20 protein-coding genes are annotated in these 26558 nt (G+C 42.3%); 9 read left to right on the plus strand and 11 right to left on the minus strand.

Annotated elements, in window-relative coordinates:
- Window positions 1-26: 26 nt before the first annotated feature.
- From cpaB to ACHUFQ_RS09680, 6 genes are all read right to left on the minus strand, one after another.
- Complete coding sequence (gene cpaB / locus ACHUFQ_RS09655; RefSeq protein ID WP_394175082.1) at window positions 27-881, minus strand: Flp pilus assembly protein CpaB; 855 nt, start codon at window positions 879-881, stop codon at window positions 27-29.
- A 51-nt stretch (window positions 882-932) separates the two neighbouring features.
- The gene (locus tag ACHUFQ_RS09660; RefSeq protein ID WP_394175084.1) at window positions 933-2438 is read right to left on the minus strand and encodes a P-loop NTPase family protein; all 1506 of its coding nucleotides are present in this window, start codon (window positions 2436-2438) and stop codon (window positions 933-935) included.
- Between the two features lie 120 nt (window positions 2439-2558).
- On the minus strand, window positions 2559-3125 hold the full coding sequence (locus tag ACHUFQ_RS09665; protein WP_394175085.1) for an A24 family peptidase: 567 nt from the start codon (window positions 3123-3125) through the stop codon (window positions 2559-2561).
- A 47-nt stretch (window positions 3126-3172) separates the two neighbouring features.
- Window positions 3173-3379, minus strand: coding sequence for a Flp family type IVb pilin (locus ACHUFQ_RS09670; protein WP_394175086.1), 207 nt, complete (start codon window positions 3377-3379; stop codon window positions 3173-3175).
- Window positions 3380-4013: 634 nt separating this feature from the next.
- Window positions 4014-5597, minus strand: coding sequence for a L,D-transpeptidase family protein (locus ACHUFQ_RS09675; protein WP_394175088.1), 1584 nt, complete (start codon window positions 5595-5597; stop codon window positions 4014-4016).
- Window positions 5598-5929: 332 nt separating this feature from the next.
- A complete protein-coding gene (locus ACHUFQ_RS09680; RefSeq protein ID WP_394175089.1) occupies window positions 5930-6991 on the minus strand; it encodes a helix-turn-helix domain-containing protein in 1062 nt (353 codons plus the stop codon).
- Between the two features lie 391 nt (window positions 6992-7382).
- Between ACHUFQ_RS09680 and ACHUFQ_RS09685 the strand changes: the two genes are divergently transcribed.
- From ACHUFQ_RS09685 to ACHUFQ_RS09700, 4 genes are all read left to right on the plus strand, one after another.
- Window positions 7383-7691, plus strand: coding sequence for a hypothetical protein (locus ACHUFQ_RS09685; protein ID WP_394175090.1), 309 nt, complete (start codon window positions 7383-7385; stop codon window positions 7689-7691).
- A gap of 2 nt (window positions 7692-7693) precedes the next feature.
- On the plus strand, window positions 7694-9715 hold the full coding sequence (locus ACHUFQ_RS09690) for a sulfatase-like hydrolase/transferase (RefSeq protein ID WP_394175092.1): 2022 nt from the start codon (window positions 7694-7696) through the stop codon (window positions 9713-9715).
- Window positions 9708-11015 carry an O-antigen ligase family protein gene (locus tag ACHUFQ_RS09695; RefSeq protein ID WP_394175093.1) on the plus strand — a complete coding sequence of 436 codons (1308 nt, stop codon included), beginning with the start codon at window positions 9708-9710 and terminating at the stop codon, window positions 11013-11015. Before ACHUFQ_RS09690 ends, ACHUFQ_RS09695 begins: the two co-directional genes overlap by 8 nt.
- 125 nt (window positions 11016-11140) lie before the next feature.
- Entirely contained in the window at window positions 11141-12538 is a 1398-nt protein-coding gene (locus tag ACHUFQ_RS09700; RefSeq protein WP_394175094.1) for an undecaprenyl-phosphate glucose phosphotransferase, read from the plus strand.
- Here the strand turns inward: ACHUFQ_RS09700 and ACHUFQ_RS09705 are convergent.
- Together ACHUFQ_RS09705 and ACHUFQ_RS09710 are read right to left on the minus strand one after the other, a co-directional pair.
- A complete protein-coding gene (locus ACHUFQ_RS09705; RefSeq protein ID WP_394175096.1) occupies window positions 12535-13080 on the minus strand; it encodes a GNAT family N-acetyltransferase in 546 nt (181 codons plus the stop codon). The two genes, ACHUFQ_RS09700 and ACHUFQ_RS09705, sit on opposite strands and share 4 nt — an antisense overlap.
- Window positions 13081-13657: 577 nt before the next feature.
- Window positions 13658-14086, minus strand: coding sequence for a hypothetical protein (locus ACHUFQ_RS09710; RefSeq protein WP_394175097.1), 429 nt, complete (start codon window positions 14084-14086; stop codon window positions 13658-13660).
- A 618-nt stretch (window positions 14087-14704) separates the two neighbouring features.
- Here ACHUFQ_RS09710 and ACHUFQ_RS09715 point away from each other — a divergent pair.
- The 4 genes from ACHUFQ_RS09715 to ACHUFQ_RS09730 all read left to right on the plus strand — a co-directional run bounded on the left by ACHUFQ_RS09715 (window position 14705) and on the right by ACHUFQ_RS09730 (window position 20817).
- Complete coding sequence (locus tag ACHUFQ_RS09715) at window positions 14705-16075, plus strand: alpha-amylase family glycosyl hydrolase (RefSeq protein ID WP_394175098.1); 1371 nt, start codon at window positions 14705-14707, stop codon at window positions 16073-16075.
- 266 nt (window positions 16076-16341) lie between these two features.
- Entirely contained in the window at window positions 16342-18798 is a 2457-nt protein-coding gene (locus ACHUFQ_RS09720; protein WP_394175099.1) for a M1 family metallopeptidase, read from the plus strand.
- Between the two features lie 65 nt (window positions 18799-18863).
- Window positions 18864-19346: a DUF6702 family protein gene (locus ACHUFQ_RS09725; RefSeq protein ID WP_394175101.1), complete on the plus strand. Its 483-nt coding sequence runs from the start codon at window positions 18864-18866 to the stop codon at window positions 19344-19346.
- Window positions 19347-19647: 301 nt separating this feature from the next.
- The gene (locus ACHUFQ_RS09730) at window positions 19648-20817 is read left to right on the plus strand and encodes a hypothetical protein (RefSeq protein ID WP_394175102.1); all 1170 of its coding nucleotides are present in this window, start codon (window positions 19648-19650) and stop codon (window positions 20815-20817) included.
- 894 nt (window positions 20818-21711) lie between these two features.
- Here the strand turns inward: ACHUFQ_RS09730 and ACHUFQ_RS09735 are convergent.
- Window positions 21712-22575, minus strand: a complete 864-nt coding sequence (locus tag ACHUFQ_RS09735) for a MipA/OmpV family protein (protein WP_394175103.1) — start codon at window positions 22573-22575, stop codon at window positions 21712-21714.
- A 423-nt stretch (window positions 22576-22998) separates the two neighbouring features.
- On the opposite strand from ACHUFQ_RS09735, the gene ACHUFQ_RS09740 reads away from it, so the two are divergent.
- Entirely contained in the window at window positions 22999-25317 is a 2319-nt protein-coding gene (locus tag ACHUFQ_RS09740; protein ID WP_394175118.1) for an FdhF/YdeP family oxidoreductase, read from the plus strand.
- Window positions 25318-25410: 93 nt separating this feature from the next.
- Here ACHUFQ_RS09740 and ACHUFQ_RS09745 read toward each other — a convergent pair whose 3' ends face one another.
- Together ACHUFQ_RS09745 and ACHUFQ_RS09750 are read right to left on the minus strand one after the other, a co-directional pair.
- Entirely contained in the window at window positions 25411-25875 is a 465-nt protein-coding gene (locus ACHUFQ_RS09745) for a nuclear transport factor 2 family protein (RefSeq protein WP_138321021.1), read from the minus strand.
- A gap of 243 nt (window positions 25876-26118) precedes the next feature.
- Window positions 26119-26511 carry a DUF2750 domain-containing protein gene (locus ACHUFQ_RS09750; protein ID WP_394175104.1) on the minus strand — a complete coding sequence of 131 codons (393 nt, stop codon included), beginning with the start codon at window positions 26509-26511 and terminating at the stop codon, window positions 26119-26121.
- Between the last annotated feature and the right edge of the window lie 47 nt (window positions 26512-26558).

Raw genomic sequence — 26558 nt, forward strand, 5'->3', positions numbered from 1 at the left:
AATTTCGAACAAGAACATTAATGCGATTACTTACTGCCCTTGACTTTAACTGTTTCGCTTGAAACCTTACGGATGATTTGGACTTTATCATCCAGTGAACGAGTTGAAGTTGATGGTGCTACTGGAGCTGGGGCAGGCTTGGTATTTACTGGTGTCTGGCTGCTTAACACCAAAGCATCCGCTTTTTGGGGTTTCGATTCGGTTTGCTTGGCGATTAGCGCTTTATCCACTTCTTCATGAGGGTTTCTCAATGCTAACTGAATTGCCCCTTTATTTTTGGCGCTCATTAACACTTCGGCTTGTTTCAGACTTAACTCCAAGGTAACCGCCCGTACTAATTGCGGTTTATTTTCATCATTTGAAGCGCGCTGATCGATGGCCAGTATTTTAATATTTGATAACACCAGTTCTGTCTGCGTGTCGGAACTCCTTCCTCGGCGATACGTCGTTAATATATCGACATAATCACCAGGTAAAATAAAACCAGCAACACCAACAATATCGTTAACCCGAAGACTGACTGCGCGTTTGTTTTTCGGGATTAAACTGGCCAAACTGCTACCTTCCCCCTTTTTGACGACACGTTGCTGACGAATAATATCTCCCGGATACATATGTTGTTTTACCAGCATATCCTTGATTTGACCTTGCTCAGTAAAGGCACCATCGGGCACCATGTCCTTAGGCACAAGTTTGTCACTCAAATGCTTAGGTTCAATAGCCGTCCCCATCGGAAGCTCACTGTTTACCGTGACGACTTTAACTTTGCCGTTGGTCGCTTGCTTAGGTTGATTATCAGCGATCCAATTGCGTGCCATATATACAGCACCAAGGCCAAACGCTAATGACAGCAGAATAAAAACCAATGTATTTTTCGTCATAACTCCTCCGCACTTTCCTGGTCAGTCTGCCGTAACACCGGTCAGAATTAATTAAACAAAATAACTTTGCCAAGCAAAATCTAACAAGGGCTCGGTTACTTCATTGGGTAATTTTTTAAACGCCACTTGATCATGAATAATGGTAAGTAAATCTCTTGGGTAACAGGGTAGATACGCTTTATTGTGGCGTTTATGTAACTTATCGATTAGATATTCAAAGCAAGTCTCCTTGCATTGCAAATCGAGATCTTTACAGGTTTGCAACCAAATTTGTTGATATTGTGATATCTCCATTGGCGCGAACGGTATCTTGTACCCTAACCGACGCAGAAAAGCGTCATCTATCAGCTCATTAGGGTCCAAGTTGGTGGAAAATAGCATCAACAATTCAAATGGCACTTCAAAATGTAAACCTGACTGCAATGAGAGAAAATCACGTCGCTCTTCCAGTGGGATGATCCAGCGATTAAACAATTCTTTCGGACTAATTTTTTGTCGACCTAAATCATCCAATAGCAATATGCCATTATTGGCTTTGACTTGTAGAGGCGCTCTATAGGTTTTTGAATTGGGATCAAATCGGGTTTCCAGCATTTCCAGGCTGAGCTCACCACCAGTGATAACCAGTGGACGCTGGCATTTTATCCAACGGGGATCATGACCAATCTCCAATTTAAGCAATGCCTGAGTATTTACCACTTCTTCATTAACCTGATGAATTTCAGGATCAAATACCTGAATAATTTCATTGTTAACTTCAATCGCATGGGGGATCAGCACATCATCACCAAATATTCGGTTTAGTTGCCGGCAAAAAAAACTTTTGCCTGTACCTGGCAGGCCATAGATTAAAATGGGTTTGGATGAATTTAATGCAGGACCGACTTTTTCAATCATCTCTTCGGGAAACACGACATCACTAAAAGCTTCATTAAATTCTTGATGAGTTATAGGCTCTGTCCGGTTTGACTGCGCTCGACAGATTTTTTGATATTGGCTCAAAGGTACCGGCGCTTTGCCAAGATAGCCACTTTTAACCATCGCCTTTTCAGCCTGAGCGGCCCCCAAATGACTAACTTCAAAACGAATTTCGCCTTCAAGATTTCTTGAAGTATTTTCTATTAATGATTTACTTTTGCCCAGCTCGATAAGTTCTTGTATCACACCACCAGATAAAGCCAGATAATCAACTAGCTTGCGAATCGAACAGGCTCCATTTACGTGCAGTGTTTTAAGTAATAAATCGATTAACAGGTTTTCATTTAATCCTGTTTGTTGAACATTACTGGGTCGTGGAGCCAGTAATGTCATATTAGTTACCTGAGCCTTTGAACCCAACTGCTCATCGGAATTTTCTTTGGCCAACTCAGTTTGTTCAGAATTCTCCGTATGAAGCCCGGTGACCTCATGAACAACAACCGCATTCTTGCTACGGTATTCTTTAACCTCATCACGCTTGTCGGTTGCTGTATCATTATCGCAATTAGTAGACACACCTAATTCAGGCTCATTATGGGAGGGCTCTTCAATACTTTCACTTCCAGCGTCATTCAACATCGACGGCGAACCCTTTCTAATCGAAGAATTTAAAGTACTCCCTATTTTACTGGCCGTAAGAGAGGAACTTTTATTAGGTTGTTTTTTGCCAAAACCAAACACAATTTTCTCCTTACAACCTTAAAACCCGAGCGAGTAACGGACTGAAGAAATAACCCACATGACATCATGATTTTTGCTAAGTGCCCAAAACCAACCGAGGGCAAGTGCTGGTGCATAGGGGACTTGGGTTCCTGCAAGCTCATTGTTTTGAGGTACAAGATACTCTCTGGTATAGAAACAGTAATAATAACGTTTGAGTGTCGCTTTTAATCCCGACCATCCTTGTTTAAATAAGCCAATTAGGATACTGGTAATAAGGCCAAAGGCAATGCCATATCCGATCGCCCACAGAATTAATCCTGGACCGGCAAAAACACCTAGCGCTAGCATTAATTTGACGTCACCAGCTCCTAATAGGCGGAACATAAAAGCAGGAAATAGAGTTGCCAATGCAACTAAAAATCCACCCATTCCTAGTAAAATACCATGCCATCCATGAAAATATGCTTGTAAACAAACACCTAACATAAGCAATGATAAGCAGAGGGAGTTGGGAATTTTCTGAGTATGAATGTCAGTATACAGTGCGATAATAAAAGCTAGAAAAGTTAACACCAACATCATAATTACATAATAATCGAACATTCCCTCCCCCCTATGTCTTTAGTTAAGCGTTGTAAACCAGAGGCTAATTAGGCCCCATCACAATCATAGGTTGCAGCAGAACCACCAATTGCACTACAAAGATCCTTAATTTCACCTGTAGCTGCAGTTCCTAACTGCGTAAATGCGACAACCATAGTGCCAACAACCAATCCACCGGCGATGGCATATTCAACCGCAGTCAAACCACTTTCATCTTCGATAAAATCTTTTACTAATGTTTTAAACTTAATCATTGAACTCACTCCAATAAACAAAAAAACATCCGAGGTCTACTCATCTTATGGTTAGAATATGGTGTTATCACATAACCAAAAATGATGATTAATCATTTCGGACATGTAGAGAATAGGAAGTGAGAGTAGGAAGTGTTATCACCACATTGCTAATTGTTGCTTGAGATTGCGTTTCGATTAAAACCAATGCAAAGCATAACTAACCACCTGTTTTAATTTACTTATACATGAAATTCATAGCGCCTCGATAGGTTATATTTTTTCACTTATGGGTTGCTATTTCTATTGATTGCTCCGTCATGTGTTGTCACTGGGAGTTTTTAAGTGGTTGCAAGATAAGACGATCACGTTTAATAAAAGTGACTCAAATGACAGGGTTGATTGGCAAATTTGGCGTTAGATGTTATGAAGCTTTATGGTAATTGCCTACCTAAAAACATTTAAGATTAGTTAATAGGCTGTTACACAGATTTAGTTACAGTCTCTTTTGGAGTTTTGTGCTTTGGGGTTGTGTTCCGCGGAGAGTTAGCCTGGTCGATTTAGACTTTAATTGATCAAAAAACGATTAAATCCAATAACCTTAATAAATGAGCGCTAATTGAATAACAACAATTTGAGTCATTTCGCAATTAACCTAATTGTCTGAACGTACAGTTTCTATATCTTCCTCTAATTGCTTATTTTCTTGCTCAGCTGTATTCACAAACCCATCTTTATTATTAGAACGCAAAGAATAAATAAAACTGTTTTCTATAAACGGTAATATATTATCAAGCTGATAAATATCATCTGAGAAAATCAACTCCTCACGCTCGTTAACCCAGGCAGTATAGTAAGCAATAAATACAGAAATGGGTTGGTCTATATTGAAGGTTTTCGTTTTGCCTGTTTGGACAAGTTCTGGCAATTTTTTTGACGTTAATTTCGATGCACGAGCAAGCAAGTAACTGGCTAGCTTTTGTGGCGCTTCAAGGCGAATACAACCATGACTCAACGCTCTCTCAGCTTGTGTAAACAAGTGTTTTGCCGGCGTATCATGCAGATACACGGCGTGATCATTGGGAATATTAAAACGGAAGGCACCTAAGGGATTTGTCTTACCGGGAGCCTGCACTAACCGATGGGTTTTTAACCAAGACAAAATATCCATTTCTGGGCGATCAATTTCCTTAACATTTTTGTATTGCCAATATCCCTGCACTAAGCGAAAATTCTTCCTGCTCAGTGCCATATAATCTTGCTGGTATTGCGGCAATAAATCATTTTTTATAATTTTTGGAGGTGGCGACCAGGTAGGGTTTAATGTAATGCCATTGATCGTCGAAAATATTTCCGGAGTTTTATTATCAAGATCGCCGACAATGACTCGCATCTTTAACGATAACTCATTCTCTTCATATAATTTTAATTCAAAACGAGGAATGTTAACCAAGAGATAATCTTTTGGCGGGGTTGATGGTAATTTTAGCCAACGCCACAGATTCACCTGCAGTTGTTGCATTCGCTGGGCAGGTGTAATTTGCAACGCGGCTATTGTCTTGGGCCCTACCCTGCCATCGGCTGCAAGACCATGGCGTTGTTGAAACTTTTTTATGGCCTTTATTGCAGCCGCATCAAGATGTTTATCATCGTTGCTATGATAGTCAGTCGATAGATCACCAAGCAACATTAACGCTTCACGCAATTTATAAAAATCTGAAATACTGTGGTCTTTTGACGGTTTTGTACTTAGTGATATTTTTGGCCAGGGCTTCTGGCTTATTTGTCTATATCGCTTAATCATCTTGCGCAACATTACAACTTGTCGATGATTTGGCGAGAGCATGGCTTTCGTTTGTGAGTTAAATTCAGAATTTTCGATTGCCCATTGTAATTGGGTTAATTCATCCTGCCTTAATTGTTGATTGTTCCAGCGATAATTAATAAGTCGGAGTAATCCAAAGGTAATGTGCTGATCAAGTGTGTGATAGGATTGCATAGACCTAGGCTGTATTTCAACCCTATAAAAATCTGTTGTTTTTAAACCGGAATTAGCTGAATCAATTGCTCTTAGACCTGAGTTAGCTAAATCTGCCAAACCTAAGTCTGATAATAATTCGGTAATGAAAACACCATTGCCCGTTAACATTCCTTGCTCAAACCATAAAAATTTTCGTCCACTTTGCTTTAGAAGTAAATCATAGGTAGCAAATAATTCATTTTGGCTTGTTGCAGTCATTCGACCTGACGCACTTTTTCCTGAAGTGATAAGCAACATACCTTGCATCGATTTGGATAATGGGTAAGAATTTGTCCACAATTCCGATTGCAATCCGCTGTTATAGAGCACGTTGGGGATTCGATTCTGATTTTGGCTTTGATTCAGTAAAGAAGGGCTCCCTCTTACTCCAAAGACAGGAGCTGAAGTGGCCAAGATATAGAAGAATGCACAGTAGCCAATAGCTTTCCATGCTAAATAACAAGAACGTAGCAAACGATATTAAACCCGGGTAACTGAAAATAGATAATGTGAGTATAGTCGGGTTTTATACACTACAAATATCAAACCGCCTAAGCACTGAATTTTCCGGTCAACGGGACAATTTGTTGATCGCTGCAAACATCCCCATTCGTAACATCGATATCATACAACCTTGGGAATAATTCTACCCTGATGCTTTGATATTGGCTGTAGACATTGCTGCATTCTAAGTGACGATTACCTTCCGAGTATGACTTTGGGGTAATGCCAAGGTGTTCTTTAAACGCGCGACTAAAATGTGACGGGTTAGCAAAACCCAATTGGTAGGCCACTGACGTAATTGGGAGATCGGCTTGCAACAAAAGCATGGTCGCTTCCTCTAACTTGCGACAAATCAAATACTGACTGCACGTCATCTCACTGATATCTTTAAACATATGGCATAAGCGAGAAGTACTTAAATTAATATCGGAGGAAAAATCCTGAATGGATGTACCACATTTAAATCCCACCTCAATATTATTGAGCAAAATCACAATCGGTGAGAATTTATAGGATCTTAACTGACTGGTTTCATCTAAAGAAGCCTGGTTAGCGCCTTTGACAACCTGCAAGTTACTTTCCGGTAATTTTTGATAGCTATTAATGGATTGCATGAATTCCAAACGGCTATATTCTGTGAAAGGAAAGATTAGTACTTCTTCAATTTTTTCTCGAATAGCAACCTGCAATAAGGGGATCGAAATAATCGAGGTAAAAATATAGAATAGTGAACGTGGAAATAATTGACGTACGTATCGAATATTATAAAAGTCAGACTTTGAGTGGGACATCAAATACACAACAATATCGCTTTGGTTGTTGCCTCTATATCCCGGGTTTTCTAGAAGTTTGTTTCGGTTCAGCTGGTATTGCTGTTGAGTACACTGTTGTTGAGCGCATTGTTGTTGAGTGTGCTGCCGAACTTGGCTTTTTCTGATGGGCTCAGGTTTAGTCGGGTTATCGAAAACACCAGATTGATGTTCCAGGTCAATCAGATTGTCTATAATCGTCAGATCAAAGTCTTTACCAAACTCTACTTGACACGATGCTACCCTGCGCTTGTCGAACGCGACTAACAGCAATCGAATAGTCGGTTTGCTTAACTGCATACGGAATCCTTTTCAAACTAATATCTACCACTAAAAAATACGTAAATTCCGTTTCATCGTGCAAAAAATTAGGTGCTGCTGGTCCTTTTGTCAATCGAATCGGCCAAATATTTTATGCTTTGCTGTGGACATACGCATACACTACTTGGATTTACAATTCACTAACCAATTGATTGAATGTTAGATTTAACGTAATCAGAAAAATTCAATGAGTTTGAAAAATAGCCCCATCGATAAAAGCAAGAAGAGTAGCGTGCTGTCTGCTTAGAGGGTATTGGTTGTCCAAGTTCGGAACGGATTTGCTCCAAAATTGCTTACCTTAAATTGAGGGTCGAAATTAACTAGCTATACTAAGGGTTTTGTTGCAGTAAATGGCCTTAATGAGGTTGCTATGCCATCAAACAAAATATCGAAATCCAAGCTACGCGTAATATTGATTTTGACACTTTCGGGATTAGGTTCACCTATAGCCTATTTTGCTTACGATACCTATCAAAGTAGTTTGAACCTTGCTCTTGTGGACAACCCTGAAACTGTTTCAGCCAACCGCTACATAGCATCAGGTGCCTGGCCTGCTACCAAAAAAAACAATTCACTTATAACCGATTTCCATTATTTCACAATACCTCTAAATCAAAATCAAATTCAAATTCAAATTCAAAAAAATTCTAGTGGCAATAAAAGATCTTCGGATAATTGACAATGAATCCACAAGTCACCTTATACAGAACGTTTTGGCGAACCTTCTTTATTTTACTATGCATATTACTGCTGATGTCCGTATTCAAATCGCAAATAACGCCTCACTCAGGCCTATCTATTTTAGCCCTATTGTCCCATGAAAAATCTGCGAAATATTTAAACTGGCAAACGTTATATGACCTGGCATTCTTTATTATCGTTGTTGTAACCTTGCACCTCGTATGGGCTTATCTAATCACCATAAGTTGCAAAGGGGCTTATAGAAAAACTCTTGACGATGGTAATAGAACATTAGTTTGGCTGATAATCGTCGCACTGCATATATTGTTCATTTTATCGGCAAATTCTTATTTTTATCCGACGTCATTACTGAGCATTTTTAGAGATTCATGGATAAGTCAGCCAATCGTTTTTATAGGACTTGGCGCTGTGCTAATAACTTTGTTATCTGCTGGTTTTATTGCTTCCAAGCGCTATGTACAATTGGTGTGTTGGTTGTCTATCATTATTTTCATGGGATTACCTCCGAATAACTCGATATTCCCTTATAAGTCAAAGAGCAATAAGCCAAATATTATCATTATCGGCTTGGACGGATTACGGCCTGATCACCTTTACCCTAATGATTTAAAAAAATATGATCATCGTTTAATGCCCCGCCTAGAAGAGTTTCTTGAAAATTCGTATCTTTATAAAAATAGTTATACGACCTTACCAAGGACTTTTGTCGCTTGGTACAGTCTATTTACCTCCCAGTACCCTAACCAAACTGGAGCTCGATTTAACCTATCCCCACCAAAATATTTCAGTAAAAAGTTGCCCCTGCTAGACACACTCAAAAGCCAAGGTTACAACACTGTCTACGCCATTGATGAGCGACGCTTTAACGCGATTGATCAAAGTTATGGTTTCGATCACACCACAGGCCCTAAAATAGGGGTAATGGATCATGTGTTAACCAAAGCTTCTGACACCCCAATTCTAAACTTATTAGGTAACCAGAGATTTGGGAAATACTTGCTCCCCTATGTGTTTTTAAATCGTGCAAAGGGCACAACTTATGACCCTATTTTATTCAACAATCAAACGCTAAATAGCTTGTCGGATACAAAACCAAACTTTCTATCCATTCACTTTTGTTTGTTGCATCACCCCTATACATCCAAAGACTTTTTTACACCCAACAAGGCATACTGGCATGGAAACTATAGCTACTTTATGTATTTATCATTATTGGAACAGTTAGACTTACAATTCGCCCATATGATGATTCAATTAGAGCGTCATGGATACCTAGATAACGCACAAGTTTTTGTTATCTCCGATCATGGTGACAGCTTTAAGTTAAGCGATGACCGGTTAATTCCTAAGCGGGACTCTGCATCACAGCAAGTCAATGTTGATTCGTATGGCCATGGCACAAATGTATTAGATCAAACACAAGCAAGAATTATATTAGCGCACCAAAAATATTCCAATGGAATCCCTCTGCACAATGGGACGATATACTCTGGTATCCAATCCATTATAGATATTATGCCAAGCATTTATGATGCCTTGAAGCTTCCGACACCCAAAGAAATAGATGGACAGCCATTACCCCAACACCCTAGCCAAGTTGATAACGAAAGATATGTATTCGTGGATTCATCTAAACCCGTTAAGTCAATTGATACCAGCATGGTTGATACTAAAAAAGTGTTCTCAGAAAGTGTAGGTGCATACACTGCCGCGAGTGATGGGCAGATGCAGCTCACTCAATCAGCTTATCTAAAATTCATTGGGTTACAGCAAAGATCCTTGTACTTTCAAAATTGGCAATTAGCATTTATTCCTGAACTTGATGATTTGATTTTGGTCGATTTGAATGAGAAACAATGGCGATTTTTGGCCAAAGAGAGAGAGACTATGCCTTTTCGAGATATGTACATAAAACTATGTGAACACTATCAAGAAGAAATCTCTTTAAGCGACAACAAGATATGCTCTGATACTTCATCCATTAGCAAATTATATGACTAATTCAAATAGGTTGACGGCTGTGCTAGACAAAAAAGCGTTACTTTTGAACGATCCCGTTAAAACACTTGGCACGGCGATTTCATTTGTTATTTTTTCGATTTTAATGAGTGATGGGGTTAATTTAAGTCTCACGTCATTTAATATCGCTGTTTTCGAATTAATTTTTGTTGTGTTATTTCTCTTCCTAAACCAACGATTAATATCTCTTACTTTACTCTTTAACAATGCAATAATTAAGGCGCTATTTATGCTATGGTTAGTGTCGACAGGGCTAAGCTACGTAAAGCTATTTCTTTCAGATGCAACGAGCCTGCAATTAAGCCTGGCAACTAATCGATACCTGTATACTTTGCTGCATATTGTTTTTGGACTTTGCCTTACAAGTCTCCTCTATAGAAAAGAAGCTATTGCAGAAACACTACTAGGTATTATTCCATTATCGTTAATTATATTCATGATGGTTTTTGCCGTAACTATTTGGACGTTTGATTACTTAGACCCTTTTATATTTTTTAACTTTCCACCGCTTTCCTCTCATATGCGCTATGTCGGATATTTGGCCACCGCAGGCTCAATTATTGCTGGTTATCAATTAATTGTCAGCAAGTACAGTTCGCAAAAAACGTTATTATTTGCTTTGTTGTGGCTGGCCAACTTCGCATTTTTAATTTGGTTAGGAGGACGGACTGCGATTGGTTCGGTCGTTTTGGTATTGTTTATATATCTTTGCTACGCATGGCATAAAAATCGTTTGTTCAAGGCTAACGCTGCCTGGTTGGCGTTTACTGGCATACTCGCAATCATAGTTGCTCAATCACTTACAATTTTTCCCTGGAATGGTCTAGGTCGGTTATTCGATAAACTCCCATTTGCATCCAATGATTCGATAGGAATAAGTGAGTTTTCATCGGGGAGGTGGGAAATATGGAAATTTGCACTTGATGGAACCGCGGATTCCATATGGCTGGGGTTAGGTCCTCATGGTTACATTTTCATACCTGAACGTTTCTTTGGTGTACAACCTCATAATTTGTTTATCCAGTTAATTGTTGAGTGGGGCTTAGTAGGCGCTAGCCTCTTTTTAACCTTGCTAGGACTATTTCTCTATAATTCAATAAAAGTTACGGTAAGTAGCGTAAACGCGCAAACAAAACGGTTAGAATGCGCACTACTCGTTTTTATGGGGCTAACCATTCATAGTCTGACAGATGGGACTTATTTTCACTCTCAACCCATTGTTATTCTTATCGTTTGCGGATCAATTCTCGCCGCCGCCATTTTAAAAGAAAAAAGGCAATAATCAAATTATTTCAATAATTGAATCGCTGTTCGCAATTTGACGCAACAATTAGCAATTAGGTGATACCTCTTATTACCGTTTTCCACTAGTTTTATGGCGTATGACTATTTTTGTCCGGTGTACGTATGGGTAAAACTAAAGCAACTAAACCTCTGGTAAGTCGTAATGCCTGCTGGTTTCAGTTGATAGATCTTTTCATAATAGGAAGTACCCTACCATTAGTAGCTACTCTGTATGGAGTTACATTCTCAAATGAATATCTTATCTGCACATTGGTCGCTGTAATTATTTTTAGCTATTTATCCGCCAGTTTTGATATATATCAGCCACGCCATTTCGCACAAAAAAACCCATATATCATTTGTGCTCTGGTGGTATGGACTATGACTGCTGTTTTGCTACTGATGTTTGCTTTTGGATTTAAACAAACACAATTTTACTCACGCGTTACTATCACCTTGTGGTTCTGTGTAACGCTCGTGGGCATCGGGGCATGGCGCATTTTGTGGGGGCATTGGCAAACCAAAATCCGACAAACAACTCAACCCTTGCAAATAGCAATCGTTGGTTTCAATACAACCGGAATGGATTTACTGCGTGAGATTGAGTCAGAAATTGAAGGTGCATATAAATTCTTAGGGTTTTTTGAACAAAGTACGGAACAAAAAACGGAGAAAATCCCTGATGATTTCAATGTGAGGAACATTTCTGAACTTTATCAGCTGTGCCAAACCAATCAGGTGAATCAGATTTTTGTTGCTTTACCTATGGTTGCATCTCCGGTAATGAATCAATTGCTCGTCAAATTGGCTAACACTCACGCCGATGTGCACTTAGTTCCCGATACTTCGTTGTTATCCCTAAATCACACTTTATTTAACCCTGTTGGTGATGTCGATACGTACAGTTTGTTTCAGTCCCCTCACCGAGGCGTGAACTCTTTAACTAAAAGGTTTGAAGATATTTTTATCGGCAGTATTTTATTAGTAATTTTTATGCTGCCAATGTTGATTATCGCCTTATTGGTTAAAATTGATAGCGTTGGTCCTACGGTTTTTAAACAAAGGAGATATGGGTTAAATGGAGAAGAAATCTATATCTACAAATTTCGCACTATGTATGATGGCGAACAATATAAAAATGTAAAACAAGCATTGAGAAACGATCCAAGAGTAACACCTGTGGGTAATTTTCTCCGCAAATTTTCTCTCGATGAATTACCTCAATTAATCAATGTTCTTATCGGAACTATGTCAATCGTTGGTCCTCGCCCCCACGCCATTAATCAAAATGAGTTCTATCGACAAAAAATCAATTACTACATGCTAAGACATAAGGTTAAACCTGGTATCACAGGCTGGGCTCAGGTTAATGGCTGGCGTGGTGAAACAGACAAAATATGGAAAATGGAAAAGCGAATCGAGTTTGACCTGCATTATATTCGCAACTGGTCAATTTTACTGGATTTAAAAATATTGGCCTTGACGATAATGCACGGTTTTTACCATAAAAACGCCTATTAATAATTGGTCGGGTTTAATAAGCTGTATACCAACGTTTCCCCTCCAATATCAGCAAAGCTTGCCTTTCTTTCAAATTTAAAATTCAATTTTTTAAGTAAGGATTGCGAAGCACTATTGTCCTTTGCAGTGATCGCCATAACGCAATCAATAGGTTTAGATTGTAATTCTTCGTTTAACACTGCCATAGCCGCTTCATACCCATAACCCTGTCCTGTATAACGTTCAAGAAACGCAAAGCCAAGATCCGGAGACGGTAAAAAATCGCGTTGTAACAACCCACAAACGCCAATCGGTTGACCTTCTCTACCATCTTTCAATTGCAAGGAAACCAGGTGTAGTGCAAAACCATTATCAAGTAAGCTTTGCATCGGCCCCGTACGAATATACTCGCGTGCCTGTTGCAAATCACGCACCTGTTTATCCCCGATGTATTGTAAAAAACCCGGATCGTTTAAAAGCTCAACAATGAAAGCAGCTTCATGTTCAGTGATGGGACGAATGACTAATCGGTCGGTAAAAATTGGGTACACGGGAGATGACATTTATTGATGATAATTGTTACTACGATGTGGCAAAAAAGCGAGAAAGTAAATACACAATCAAAGAATGTTTGGTTAACCGGGAAAAAGGGTACGCGACAAAAAACGTCGCTTCGGATACGGAATATAAATATTCCTTCAGGTACACAATCAGAGAATGTTTCGGGTACGTGAAACGAAAAACATGTTTCACTGCGGGTTAGAGCGGTTTTTACTCGAAGGGCGTTATCCGCCCGTACCTTGAGTAAAAATCTCATTTTTACGTACTCGAAACCGAAAACTTGTTTTCGGTGTACCCGAAGCCAAAGTTATGCTTTGGCGGTACTTCATTGTTTCGGGTACGCGACAGACAACGTCGCTTCGGGTACGGAATATCGATATTCCTGCGGGTACACAATCAAAGATTGTTTCGGGTACGTGAAACGAAAAACGCGTTTCACTGGGGGTTAGAGCGGCTTTTGACTCGAAGGGCGTTATCCGCCCTTACCCTGAGTAAAAATCTCATTTTTACGTACTCGAAACCTAAAACTTGTTTTCGCTGTACCCGAAGCCGAATTTCTGTTTTGGCGTCCCTAATCCATTACATTGGTTTTAAAAATGGATACGCGTTTTTAATGTCCTGTTCATATTGCTCGCAATACTCACCATCCGGGCCATTGGCTTTTAACTCGCCATAATTTTGATTGGCCTGATCCCTGACATTTTCCCAGCTAATGCCCTCAATGCTTTCATAACCTTCTGAAAACGCTTTTAACTTCGAGAGCTCTTTGAATTTTTCTTCATCGACGGGTTTATCGCATTGGCGAGTCAGATAAATCATTTTACCGGCGGCTTCTGCCAGTAGCATCTCGATTTCCTGGCGCTCCTCAGCGTCTGGTTTCTCGCTGGCTATGGTATTGGCAGAAAGTAAACCTGTGGCAAAACAGCCTGACATCAGCAAACCTGTTAGCATAATTTTTACTTGCGCCTTGAAACCAGTTTTAGCTGTCGCTTTTACGTTAATTGTCATTTCGCCTCCCGGGCCGGTCATTACTCAATTATCACTAGCTTTATGTATAGCAGAAAATCTTTATTTTTCTTGCTGTTGAGAGGGTTAAAAACATACTAACGGTTACCAATAGCATGAACTAATCCCTTAAAATAACGAAAGAAATCACACCAAAAGAATGCTTAAAACCATACCTGTCTTAGCGCGAAAACAAGTGCCAGTGAAGAGGCTAAAGCGAAGGGAAACGGCAATAGCAAGGGCAACGGTAATGGCAGTGACAGAAATGAACGACCCTATGACTTTATGCCCCGCCATAATGCCTATCGTGATAAAAATCGAATCAAGCCATGCTTGTAATATCCCCCCAAAAAGCCCAAAGTTATACCAATCACATTGAGTTTGTGCACAACTCAAAGTTAGAGTAGAGGTTCAGTTACAACATAGGTTTCATTGATATAGTCATTCTATATTAATGAAATCTTGGGCCGTAAATGGGCCTTAAGGTAAACTCCCTGCGGGTGAGCAATAATTTAATGTGATTGTTATTAACATTGGTGTTTTCAACTCGCGACTGAACTCGATAATATTTATTCGACGACGAGTTAAGTATCAGTATTAACCATTGATAAGAGAACTGTTATGTCCCAAGGTGGATTCCAACATAAACCCTTACCTCAATATGTACAGCTAGAACACCCTAGCTGGAGCATTAATGCGTCGATTTACGAAGTGAATGTTCGCCAATACACCAAACAAGGAACGTTTCAGGCCTTTAGCACGCACTTACCTCGGTTAAAAAAGCTTGGGGTTAAAATTCTCTGGATAATGCCCATTCACCCGATTGGTGAAGTGAACCGTAAAGGCAGTCTGGGTAGTCCCTATGCCATTAGGGATCATCTGGCTATCAATCCTGAGCTCGGTAGTGAGCAGGATTTTAAACGTCTGGTCGATGACATTCATAATCTCGGGATGCGTGTCATTATCGACTGGGTGGCAAACCACAGCGCATGGGATAACGCGCTTAGTCAATCTCACCCTCATTGGTACAAAAAAACACAAGGTGGAGAATTTCGCCCGACAACCTGGTTTGACTGGGACGACATTATTGAATTTGACTTTCACCAACAGGGATTACGAGAGTATATGATCAATGCCATGGGGCATTATATCCATACCTTTAACATTGATGGTTTTCGCTGTGATGTAGCCGGTTTTGTGCCATTGGAATTCTGGCATCAGGCAAAGGCAAATTTAGATCCTGACAACCAATTATTCTGGCTGGCAGAATGGGAAGAGCGAGACTTACATAAACATGCGTTCAATATGTCCTATGCCTGGGTATTAAACGAATTGCTTGAAGATATTGCCAATGGCAGACGCAATGCGGAAAACCTTTGCGGATATATCGCCAAGCACAATAATGCTTTTCCGGTTAACGCCATACGCATGAACTTCCTCGATAATCATGACAAAAATGCCTGGGATGGCAGCGTTGCAACACGGTTTGGCGCTGGCGAAGAGGCATTGTTTGCCTTAACCTTGTTGATGGATGGCATGCCGCTGGTATATTCAGGTCAGGAAGTGGCCAATCAGCAATCATTAGCATTTTTCGAGTCCGATCCGATCCTCTGGCCAGACGATATTGACCGCCACCCCCGACACATCTGGTTGCAACAACTATTGCAGCTAAAATCAACCAACCCAGCACTGCAAAACGGTCGCACTGCAGCTAACATGCAAGAAATAGCGCACAATCAACGTCAACAGGTCATTGCTTTTTATCGACAGAACAAATCGCACTGTGTGGTATATATCGCCAACCTCAGCGCCAATGCGTTGCAGGTGAAATTTCAGGATTCGCATTCTGATCTTCCGCCTTTAACGCACTTTTTGGCACCGAAAAATATTCCTGACGAAGATCAACTGCCAGCTCCTTTGGATTTAGCCCTTTTGGATTTTACTCCGTTGGAATTAGCCCCTTGGGAATACCGGATCTACGTGAATAATTAGCACTGTTTGGTTAATTTCCCTGTTGTTTCCGTTCATCTTTCTCCTTTCATCTTCCCCCTATCTCGGTTCACCGTATCCCTTGGTGTATCCAACGTGTAATTTAACTGTGATTTATTGTTCTCAATGCCCGAATCCGCTAACATAGCCAGCCATAAATGGGATAGCGCCCGTTGGGCTTTGCTACGCCATATAAAAGATTAACAATCAGGGTATTTCGCATTCGCGCGAAGCACGCATTCGTCACACTATAAATTTTTGGAAGGCTCATGAATATTAAAGCTTTAATATCTGCCAGTTGGCTTGCCTTACTGCTATCTACGTCAGTTCAGGCGTCAGCAGTTAAGCAAACCAAAGGGGATTTTGAAGATAAGTTTCGCCAGTTAGAAGAAATTCTTCCGACTCCTAATGACTATCGTAATGCTGCCGGTGAACCGGGCAAAGAGTACTGGCAACAACAGGTTGACTACAAAATCAATGTACAACTTGATGAAAACCAACGCCGCCTAACCGCAAAGCAAACCGTTACTTACCACAATAACTCGCCTTATAAGCTCAAATATCTTTGGCTACAACTGGAGCAAAATCGCTTCAAGCCGGATTCTATAGCAGAACGTACAGTCGAGTTTGGTGGTTTAGGTCGTCGTGGCCCAAGCACCTCTTTGGCTCAGGACGGAAACCCGGCGCAAATCAGCCTGGGCGAATTACGTCGTCAGCAATATTATGATGATAATGACATCGGTTACGATATTACCAATGTCACCGATGAAGATGGCAAACCACTCAAAATCACCATTACCGGCGCCCAGGCGCGTATTGATTTGCCTAAGGCCCTGAAAAGCGGTGAGACGTTTGAGTTTAACCTTAATTTCGCTTTCAACATCCTTGAAGAAGATGCGGTATCTGCCCGCGCCGGTTATGAGCACTTCCCTGATGATGCTCGTGAAGGCGGCAACGATATTTTCTTGTTAGCCCAGTGGTTCCCGCGTCTTGCCGCGTTTTCTGATTACGAAGCCTGGCATAACAAAGAGTTTTTAGGTCGTGGCGAATTCACTCTGGAATTTGGTAACTACGATGTAAAAATGACGGTACCAGCCGATCACATTGTTGCTTCAACCGGTGTTTTGCAGAACTCAAAAAAAGTGTTAAGCAAAACCCAGCGTCAGCGTCTTGAACAAGCAAAAGATGCCAAGCGTCCGGTATTTATTGTTACCGCCGAAGAAGCGTTAGAAAACGAAAAAGAAGGCACTAACAAGAGCAAAACCTGGCACTTTAAAGCCGAAAATGTTCGTGACTTTGCCTGGGCGTCTTCCCGTAAATTTATGTGGGATGCCAAAGGCTATGACCAGGGTGGTAAGGTTATGCCACACGTCATGGCGATGTCTTACTTCCCGAAAGAAGGTGGCGATCTGTGGAAGAAGTATTCCACTGAATCGGTTATTCACACCATGGAAGTCTATTCTCGCTACACCTTCGACTACCCATACCCAACATCTATCTCGGTTAATGGTCCAGTCGGTGGTATGGAATATCCGATGATCACCTTTAATGGCCCGCGTACTAAGTGGCATGAAGATGGTTCTCGTACGTACACCCTGGCAGAAAAACGTTTCCTTATCGGCGTAGTTATTCACGAAGTTGGCCATAACTATTTCCCGATGATCGTAAACTCCGATGAGCGTCAATGGACCTGGATGGACGAAGGCCTGAACAGTTTCCTTGATGGTGTAGCAGGTCGCGAATGGGATCCAGATATTCCATGGGGTGTTGAGCCACGTGATATCGTCGGTTATATGAAATCCGATGTACAAGTCCCGATTATGACCCAATCAGACAGCGTATTGCGCTTAGGTCCAAATGCCTATACGAAGCCTGCGGCCGCATTAAACATCCTGCGTGAAGTGGTTATGGGTCGTGAGTTATTCGACTTTGCATTTAAAGAATACGCGATTCGCTGGAAGAATAAGCGCCCTACTCCGTCAGATTTCTTCCGCACCATGGAAGAAGCATCGGGTATGGATCTTGATTGGTTCTGGCATGGTTGGTTCTACACCACAGATCATGTCGATATCGCCGTAGACAGTGTTTACAAACTACGTTTGGATACTAAAAACCCGGATATCGACTTTGAGCGTCGTCGTCAGGAAGAGGCAGAAAAACCAAGTTCCTACTTTGTTGAGCGTAACAAAGCGGAAGGTAAGAAGCTTTGGGTGGATCTCAACCCGGACATCAGCGATTACTACGATGAAAACGATATTTTCACCGTGACCAATAAAGAACGTAATGCCTATAACAAGTTTATGGCAGAACTTAAGCCATGGGAACGTAAAGCCCTTGAGCGTGCCGTTGCAGAAGATAAAAACTATTACGTGATTCGCTTCTCTAACTTAGGCGGCCTGGTAATGCCTATTCTGTTAGAAATGACCTACGTTGACGGCACTGTCGAGATGATGCACATTCCGGCTGAAATCTGGCGTCGTTCGCCGAAGAAAGTTGCCAAGTTGATTGTCACCGATAAAGACAAGGAACTTGTCTCAATTACGGTTGATCCAAACTGGGAAACGGCTGATGTGAACAATCACAACAACCACTTCCCGCGCAAGATCATCGATTCTCGTGTTGAAGCGTTTAAGAAAAAATCAACGCCTAAAGGCGTTACACGCGACATCATGCATGACTCGAAAACCGAGTTAAAAGAAGCTAAACAAAAGCCGTATAAGAAGTAATGATGGCGATTCGTTTTCGTTTGTTTAACGGCAAAAAAACAAGGAACACCTTCGGGTGTTCTTTGTTGCTGACATTGATTATGGCAATCATCAGTTTTCATAGTGCCGCGCATCAGCAAAAAGAAGCCTACACCACGGTGTTGTTCAATGAACGTACGGCTAACCTGGAAGTTTCCCATCGTTTTTATATCCACGACACGGAACACGCACTCGCGCATCTGTTTAAAGGTAAAGCCGATATTATTTCCGATCAACAAACCCAACAACGATTTGCCGATTATATTCAGCAAAAGTTTCGTTTATTAAATCAGGATAAGCAATTACTTGAACTTGGCAGCGTAGGTTTCGAGGTGGAAGGTAAATTTTTCTGGGTTTATCAGGAAATTCCGCAGCCGGAAAACTTAGAAGCTTTATACATCCAGATGCAAGCGCTTCAGGAAGTTTGGCCCGCACAAATCAATCAGGTTAATGTGGAACGCAATGGCAAGACCAAAGCGGTTCGGATTAATAATGAAGATGAGTGGTTAAAACTGCCAGTCAATTTCTAAACACGATTTTAAACTTCATGGGTGAGTAGCCTTGTCAGCTATTCGCAATATTCTATTGCGAATAGTCACCGCTCGAATGCTATGCTTCGAGCTGTCACCTTGAAACGCAGCTTTCTTGCGTTTCTGTTAGCCTTTTCAAAATGGCCGTCATTGCCGGCCATTTTGCACACTTTTTCCCCACTTGCACGTATAAACGAAGTTTCTTCTTGAAACGCAAAAATCTACAGGTATTATCCCCCGTCCTCTACTAATATGAGCTAGAGTTTAGAATTACTATCTCGACGTTGGAGCCTTATTTTTCATGAGACAGTTGCTTTCTTCCCCGGTAAAAATGCCGCTTTCAGGTATTGAAAATCAAATTTACCAAAATGCCCTGAAATACATATCTGACATCAGCCTGAACCTGATGGCCGTGAAAGTCGAAAACAGACCCAAAGACTTTCTTGGCTGGTGTATCGAATTGAACACCCTATGCGAACATGGCGTCAATCGCAACTTGCTCGACGAGCACCAGTTCCGGCCACTTAAAAAACTTCAGGAAATTTTGCAACAGGCAATTTCCATTGGCCAAATCAAATTTACCCGAGTTACCCCCTGGCCAGTATTTGTCGGTTTTATTGAGCAACATAGTGAATCTCAATCGGTTCAGGAACGCTTACGCTTGTTAGCCTATATTGACCAATTGAACGGTCAGTCTTTAGCCGATATGAATGAAGCCGACCGACTCGTCTATACCGGTAAACACACCAGTGCGCATACCCCAGATCACTATAACTTTGATGTCGAATGGTTTGCCAGCACCAAAGCTGCAAAGAGTTTTCATCAATTATTGTCTGAGCACCCCGAACTATTCGATCAGGCTCTGGCCAATATTCCGATTGAGGGTGAGGTAACCGATTCTCACTACAAAGCGTTTGTGGCAAGCTACCAAGGCATTTACGCCGAGCATGGCGATGGTAATAAAGCACCACTGGCACCGGCGACCCGATTGTTGGCTATGCGTCGTCCGGATCAGTTTATCGCCCTGAACAATGCCAAAATGGATTGTTACAGTCAGGCATTTGCCATTACTCGCCTCAATAACCAGGCCTTTGACGCCTATTGGTATGAACTTATCGCGACCATGCGAGTTAGCCCCTGGTATCAGCAGGCGATGCCACAGGGTGAAGATGAGGAGCGGTTAGCACGATATCGAGCCATATTGCTCGATGTGTTTTTGTTTGCCAAAGAAGACCAGGCAGAGCAATCAAATTATCTGCGGATGAAAAACAAACCTAAGAAAGCCGCATCGATCCCAAGGGCGATGAAACGCAGTAAAGAATCAGCGGCGCAGATTGTCGATAAAGCCATCGAAGCGGAAGGCACGCCCGAATACCTGGTCAATAATCGCAACTCGATTATCAGCAGCGTCGAACAAGGCAAAAGTGTGACCCAGGTGATTGGTTTGATGAAGACGATTTTTGGGGAATAGACAATATCTTCATTCCCCAAGGGTGACGGCGATTGAGGAATGGACCCCTTTCATTCCCCAATGGGTGACATTCGAAATAGGATATTTCGAAAGGGCGACAGTGCAAAATACAATATTTTGCACGCTGACAGACGAAGCGCATTTTTGACATATCGGTTAAACGCTGGGCGACCTCTATAGGTTACTAAGCTGGTTTTTCACCACGAAGTTATCTCCCCTGCTGGAACTAAGGTTTTATCCCGCCGCGCAGCGCTCCCGTCATTCCCAGACACTACTGGGAATCTAAAGCAAGCGCAGATCCCCACTTTCGTGAGGATGACGGGGGTAATGTGAGGATGACTGCTGGGAGTAAGGTTTTACCCAGTCGCACAGCGCTCCCGTCATTCCCAGACACTACTGGGAATCTAAAGTAAGCGCAGATCCCCACTTTCGTGGGGATGCGGGGGTTAATGTGAGGATGACGGCAGGGACTAAGGTTTTATCCCGCCGCGCAGCGCTCCCGTCATTCCCAGACACTACTGGGAGTCTAAAGCAAGCGCAGATCCCCACTTTCGTGAGGATGACGGGGGTTAACGTGAGAGTGAAGAGGATTAATGTGAGGATGAAGTGGTTAGCCATGAATATGATGATTAGGTGCGAACTAAACTTACCCTAGACTAAATACCCTTTCCGTCATTCCCAGACACTACTGGGAATCTAAAGCAAGCGCAGATCCCCACTTTCGTGAGGATGACGGGGGTTAGTGTGAGTATGACGAGGGTTAATGTGACAATGAAGGCAGGGACTAAGGTTTTATCCACCGGCGCTAGTCTGTCACCTGTAAACAAAATCAAAGTGTGTTTACTTTCTCGACGCTAGTCTGTCACTCTTCTACAGTAACGATGCAGCAAATCGTTACTTAACTTTATCCTTGCTTACCAGCAGCCGCCATTTAACCCCTACCCCGATGCCATAGGTGACGGGTTCCTGATACAAGGGGCTGTCGCTATTGGCACTACCGCGCCACAGTCCGAGGCGGGCGCCAGCAAAAACCGTCAGGTCCTGGTCGTATTCGTACTTTAACGATGCCGCAAATTTACTGCCCAGATACCCCGAAGAGGCATCATATTCGGGTCTGGAACCCGTGGCGAACTCAGGGGCAACCTGATAAAAATAATCGTGCGTCTTCTCGGTCGCGAATAATGGCGCGGCACTGACGTAAAACGTCAAATTTTGATATCCAAAATGTTCCGATTCCCAGGAGATTTCCGGCTCAAACACATAACCACGATGATCGATATGATCGAAACCGCCAAAATCCGTAGAAAATACGCTCCGCAATTGCAAATTTAACCACATTTCGGAATCTTTGGAATCGTTCATCCGTAGGCTTACCTGCGGGCCTATTTCAAACAGAAAGTCCAGATCCGGCATACCTGCTCGCACCGGGCTATCACTTGAGCTGGAATTAAATGCCCCGGCCATAGATAGATCGACCTTAATGCGCTCCTTTTCAACCGCTACCGCCCGCACGATAGCATCATCGCCAATACGCAAATGCTCTCCGCGGTAGATAAAAAATGGCACCGGCAACAGTTTTTGTTGGGAATCGGCGGAAGCCGGATACAAGGCATTACTAAAATAGGCGGCGAACAACCCAGCTTCCCAAACGGGATCACCCGGCTTTGGCGGATTACTGAGCGGCCCGCCCTGTTTTTTTGCCAGGCTTGTGCCGGAATAAATCGTGAGCAGTACGATGAGAAAAAGGGGTTTATTCACCAAGGTTCCTGATTGATGGTAGCAATGATTCAAACACAAGTTAACGCCAATTGGGGTTTAACTCAATACGTACAAGAAGCGATTTTCGATCTACCCTTGTCGTCTAGCATCAGGATTTGATGAAGTCAGCCAAGCATAATCCAACGTTTCGCTGCTGACACCATATCAGAGATTAAGCAACAGATTTAAAACGTGGTAGACTAGTCACCTTGCATTGTCTAAAACCGCGCTTGATATGGGTTGAGGGGCGTTTACGCACTTACCGATTCATATCATGCAAACAAAGCCCGCACAGAGACATCGTACTCTGAATGAATGGCACAGATAAATCGCTCACTGAATGAAGGCACAAAAATAGCACAATAGCATAACGGCGCAGTCACTAAATGACTCAATTTGAAATCAGGCTTGAATACATTAACGATGAGTAACTCTGAAAACAATCCGAAACCTAACAAAGCCGGTGGCTTAAGTTCGCTGACGTCTACCGTTAAACATATTTTTCGCAGTGAACAACTCAGAGCTAATTTATATAACTTAAAACGCGCCAATCAAGATAAAGGCTTTGATTGTCCCGGTTGTGCTTGGGGCGATAAAAAAGAGGGATTGATTCAGTTTTGCGAAAATGGCGCCAAAGCCATTGCCTGGGAGTCTACCGCAAAAACCATAGACCGCGAGTTTTTTGCCAATCACCGTGTCAGTTACCTGCAAAAGCAAAGCGATTTCTGGCTCGAATATCAAGGCCGCCTGGCCGAGCCTCTTTGTTATAACGCGGAATCCGATACCTATCAGCCCATTAGCTGGGAAAAGGCTTTTGCTCTGATCGCAGAAAAACTGCAAGCGCTCCAATCTGCCAAACAATTGGAGCTTTACACCTCAGGACGGGCCAGCAACGAAGCCGCGTATCTGTATCAGTTATTTGGGCGAATGTTCGGCACTAATAATTTCCCGGATTGCTCCAATATGTGCCACGAGGCGAGCGGTATCGCGCTGACAGAAAGTATTGGTATTGGCAAAGGTACCGTGACTCTGGATGACTTTGACGAGGCGGATGTCATTTTTGTGTTTGGTCAAAATCCTGGCAGCAATCATCCCAGAATGATGAACGCCTTGCGTAGCGCCGCACGCAAGGGATGTAAAATCGTCACCTTCAATAACCTTAAGGAAGTGGCACTCGAGCGTTTTGCCAGCCCTCAGGATCCGATTGAATTACTCACCCCGAAAGCCACCACCATCTCACATGCGTATTTCACCCCAAAACTGGGTGGTGATATGGCGGCGATTCGCGGCATGGTCAAAGCGATTATTGCGCGCAGTCAAGATAACGTCAGTCAGGGCAAAGCGCCATTAATTGCCACACAATTTATTGAACAGCATACGGTCAATATTGATCAATATCTGGCCATGGTCGAACAAACGGATTGGTCAAAAATATGCTCGCAATCCGGATTACAGCAAGCAGACATTGAACAGGCTGCAACCATACTGTTAAGTGGCAAAAACGTCATTTGCACCTGGGCCATGGGGCTTACTCAGCATAAGCACTCTGTGGCGATGATCCGCGAGCTGGTCAATTTACAATTGCTCACCGGCAATATTGGCAAGCCTGGCGCTGGACTATGTCCGGTGCGAGGCCACTCTAATGTTCAAGGCAACCGCACGGTTGGCATTAATGAAAAACCTAAAGCAGACTTTATTGACCGTCTTAGCCAATATTTTCAACAGGACTTTGATAAAAGCCCCGGCCATAATACCGTCAAAGCATTGAAGGCCCTTGCCAATGGCGACAGCAAAGTACTGATATGTCTTGGTGGAAATATTGCCGCCGCCGCGCCTGATACTGCATTTACGTTAAAGGCATTAGAAAACTGTGAATTAAGCGTACAAATCAGCACTAAACTAAATCGCTCTCATGTCCATCCTGGCAAACAGGCGTTAATCTTACCTTGTCTGGGTCGCACCGAAATCGATAAACAAGCTTCTGGCGAGCAGGCAATCACCGTCGAGGATACCTTTTCTATGGTGCATGCATCGATGGGAAAAATCCCGCCAGCGGCAGACACATTAAAATCGGAAACCGCCATCGTCTGTGCCATTGCCCAAAAAACAATCGGAAACCACATTGTAGACTGGCCAAAACTTTCGCAAAATTATGCCAATATCCGTGATTTAATTGAAAATACCATTCCCGGCTTTGGTAATTTTAATCAAAACATTGAACAACCCGGCGGCTTTTATTTAGGTAATAGTGCTCGGGAGTTAAATTGGAATACCTCTTCAGGTAAAGCCATGTTTAGTGCAGATCCATTGCCGACCAAGCTGATCAGTGACCACATCGCTGAGCTTTCTTCGCAAAACCATAAGCTGCTAACATTGCAAAGCCTGCGTTCTCATGATCAATACAACACCACGATATACGGTTTTGATGATCGTTATCGCGGTATAAACAATAACCGTAGAGTATTGTTTATTAACGAAGCAGATGCACGCAAGCTTAAGCTGGATGATGGCCAGGTTGTGGATATCACGTCCGTATGGGAAAACAATGAAACCCGGACAGTGAAAGGTTTTACGGTGAATTTTTACGATATTCCCCGCGGCAATGTGGCCGCATATTATCCCGAGACAAATCCATTAGTGGCAATAGACAGTTTCGGCGATCTATCGTTCACACCCACGTCGAAATCAGTACCGGTCTATTTAACAAAGTCTAGCACCAGTATTGTTTCTGCTACCTTGTAATTCGTGGTAAATCGCCAGAAATTGCGCGTAGCCAACGTAACCGCGCCCTGAAAATATCAAAGCAATCTAAAGACGAGTGAAAATTTCAAACCACTATAAGCGGGATTTATTGGCATCAATAATGGCCTGACGATCGCCTTGCTCTGAATCCAGATGTAGAGTTAGTTCGTTAATTTGCCAGCGGTTAAGGTTCTTAACCCGCGTCAGTTTAAACTGGTATCGACCACATAATTGCCAAAAGTGTGGCCCTAAAAAATGCGAGGCAATGATATCGGCCTCCGCATTTGCCGTATCGTCGTTTACCGTGACACGGACTTTGCTTAAATGATGCCAGGTAAGCTCAAACCCAGGGAGAAAATCAGCCCATTGTTCGATTAACGCCTGCCGGGAAATCTTCTGTATTTCGCCGCCAAACGTGGCCGTGTAATCGAGGACAATGTGCTCGCTGAACAATTCTTGTAGCAATGAGAAGTCATGATTATCGGCATAATTTGCAAAACTAAACAGGCACTGTTTAACAGCAATATCATCGATATTTGGTGTAAGAATCGTTTGCATGAAACATCTGAAAATCCAACAAGTGATGTGTAAAAGGGTAGCTAATGATCTTTAAAATCCCAACTGAAGATCGTTATCAACGAAGATACTGCGCAATTCAAAGTGACTTCAGAGCGGGTTTAGAGTAGCGTCGAAGAAATTTTTCGGCGTAACATCGGAAAAAATCCGACGATATTTTACTGAGTACCAAGTGTAGTAATGACACTTTGGCGCCCAGTAAAAATCAATGTAACAATGCAATACTTAGCGAAAATTAACACCAAAATCTTCCGGTGCTTCGACAAAAGCTTCGCCTTCAAGGTTCGGCTGACAGGCGAGATAAAAACCATCATTGGCCATTCCTGGCAACCATTTTTCAATGAATACTGGCAATTCGATTTTCAATGGGCTGAACGTATTATGATCCTGGCCTGCCCATTCGCTGGCAAGTTGCTGATGAGAAAATAGCAATAAGCACTTTTCTTCACCGGTATCGATAAGCAAGCAACCTGTCTCGTTTGCGAGGGTCCAGACGTGTTTCTGTTGTTGCATGGATTTCACTAAATGATCAAAACGTACTTGATCGCTCATGCCATCAATCGCCTGGATTTGCTTTGGGGATAGTGTTGGTTCGGGTTTGGGAGTTAGTTCTGACATAATCTGCCTGAGGAAAGTCATTTGCCGCAAATACTAGCAAATATTCC

The sequence above is a fragment of the Thalassotalea litorea genome (assembly GCF_043642205.1).
Taxonomy (GTDB): Bacteria; Pseudomonadota; Gammaproteobacteria; order Enterobacterales; family Alteromonadaceae; genus Thalassotalea_A; species Thalassotalea_A litorea.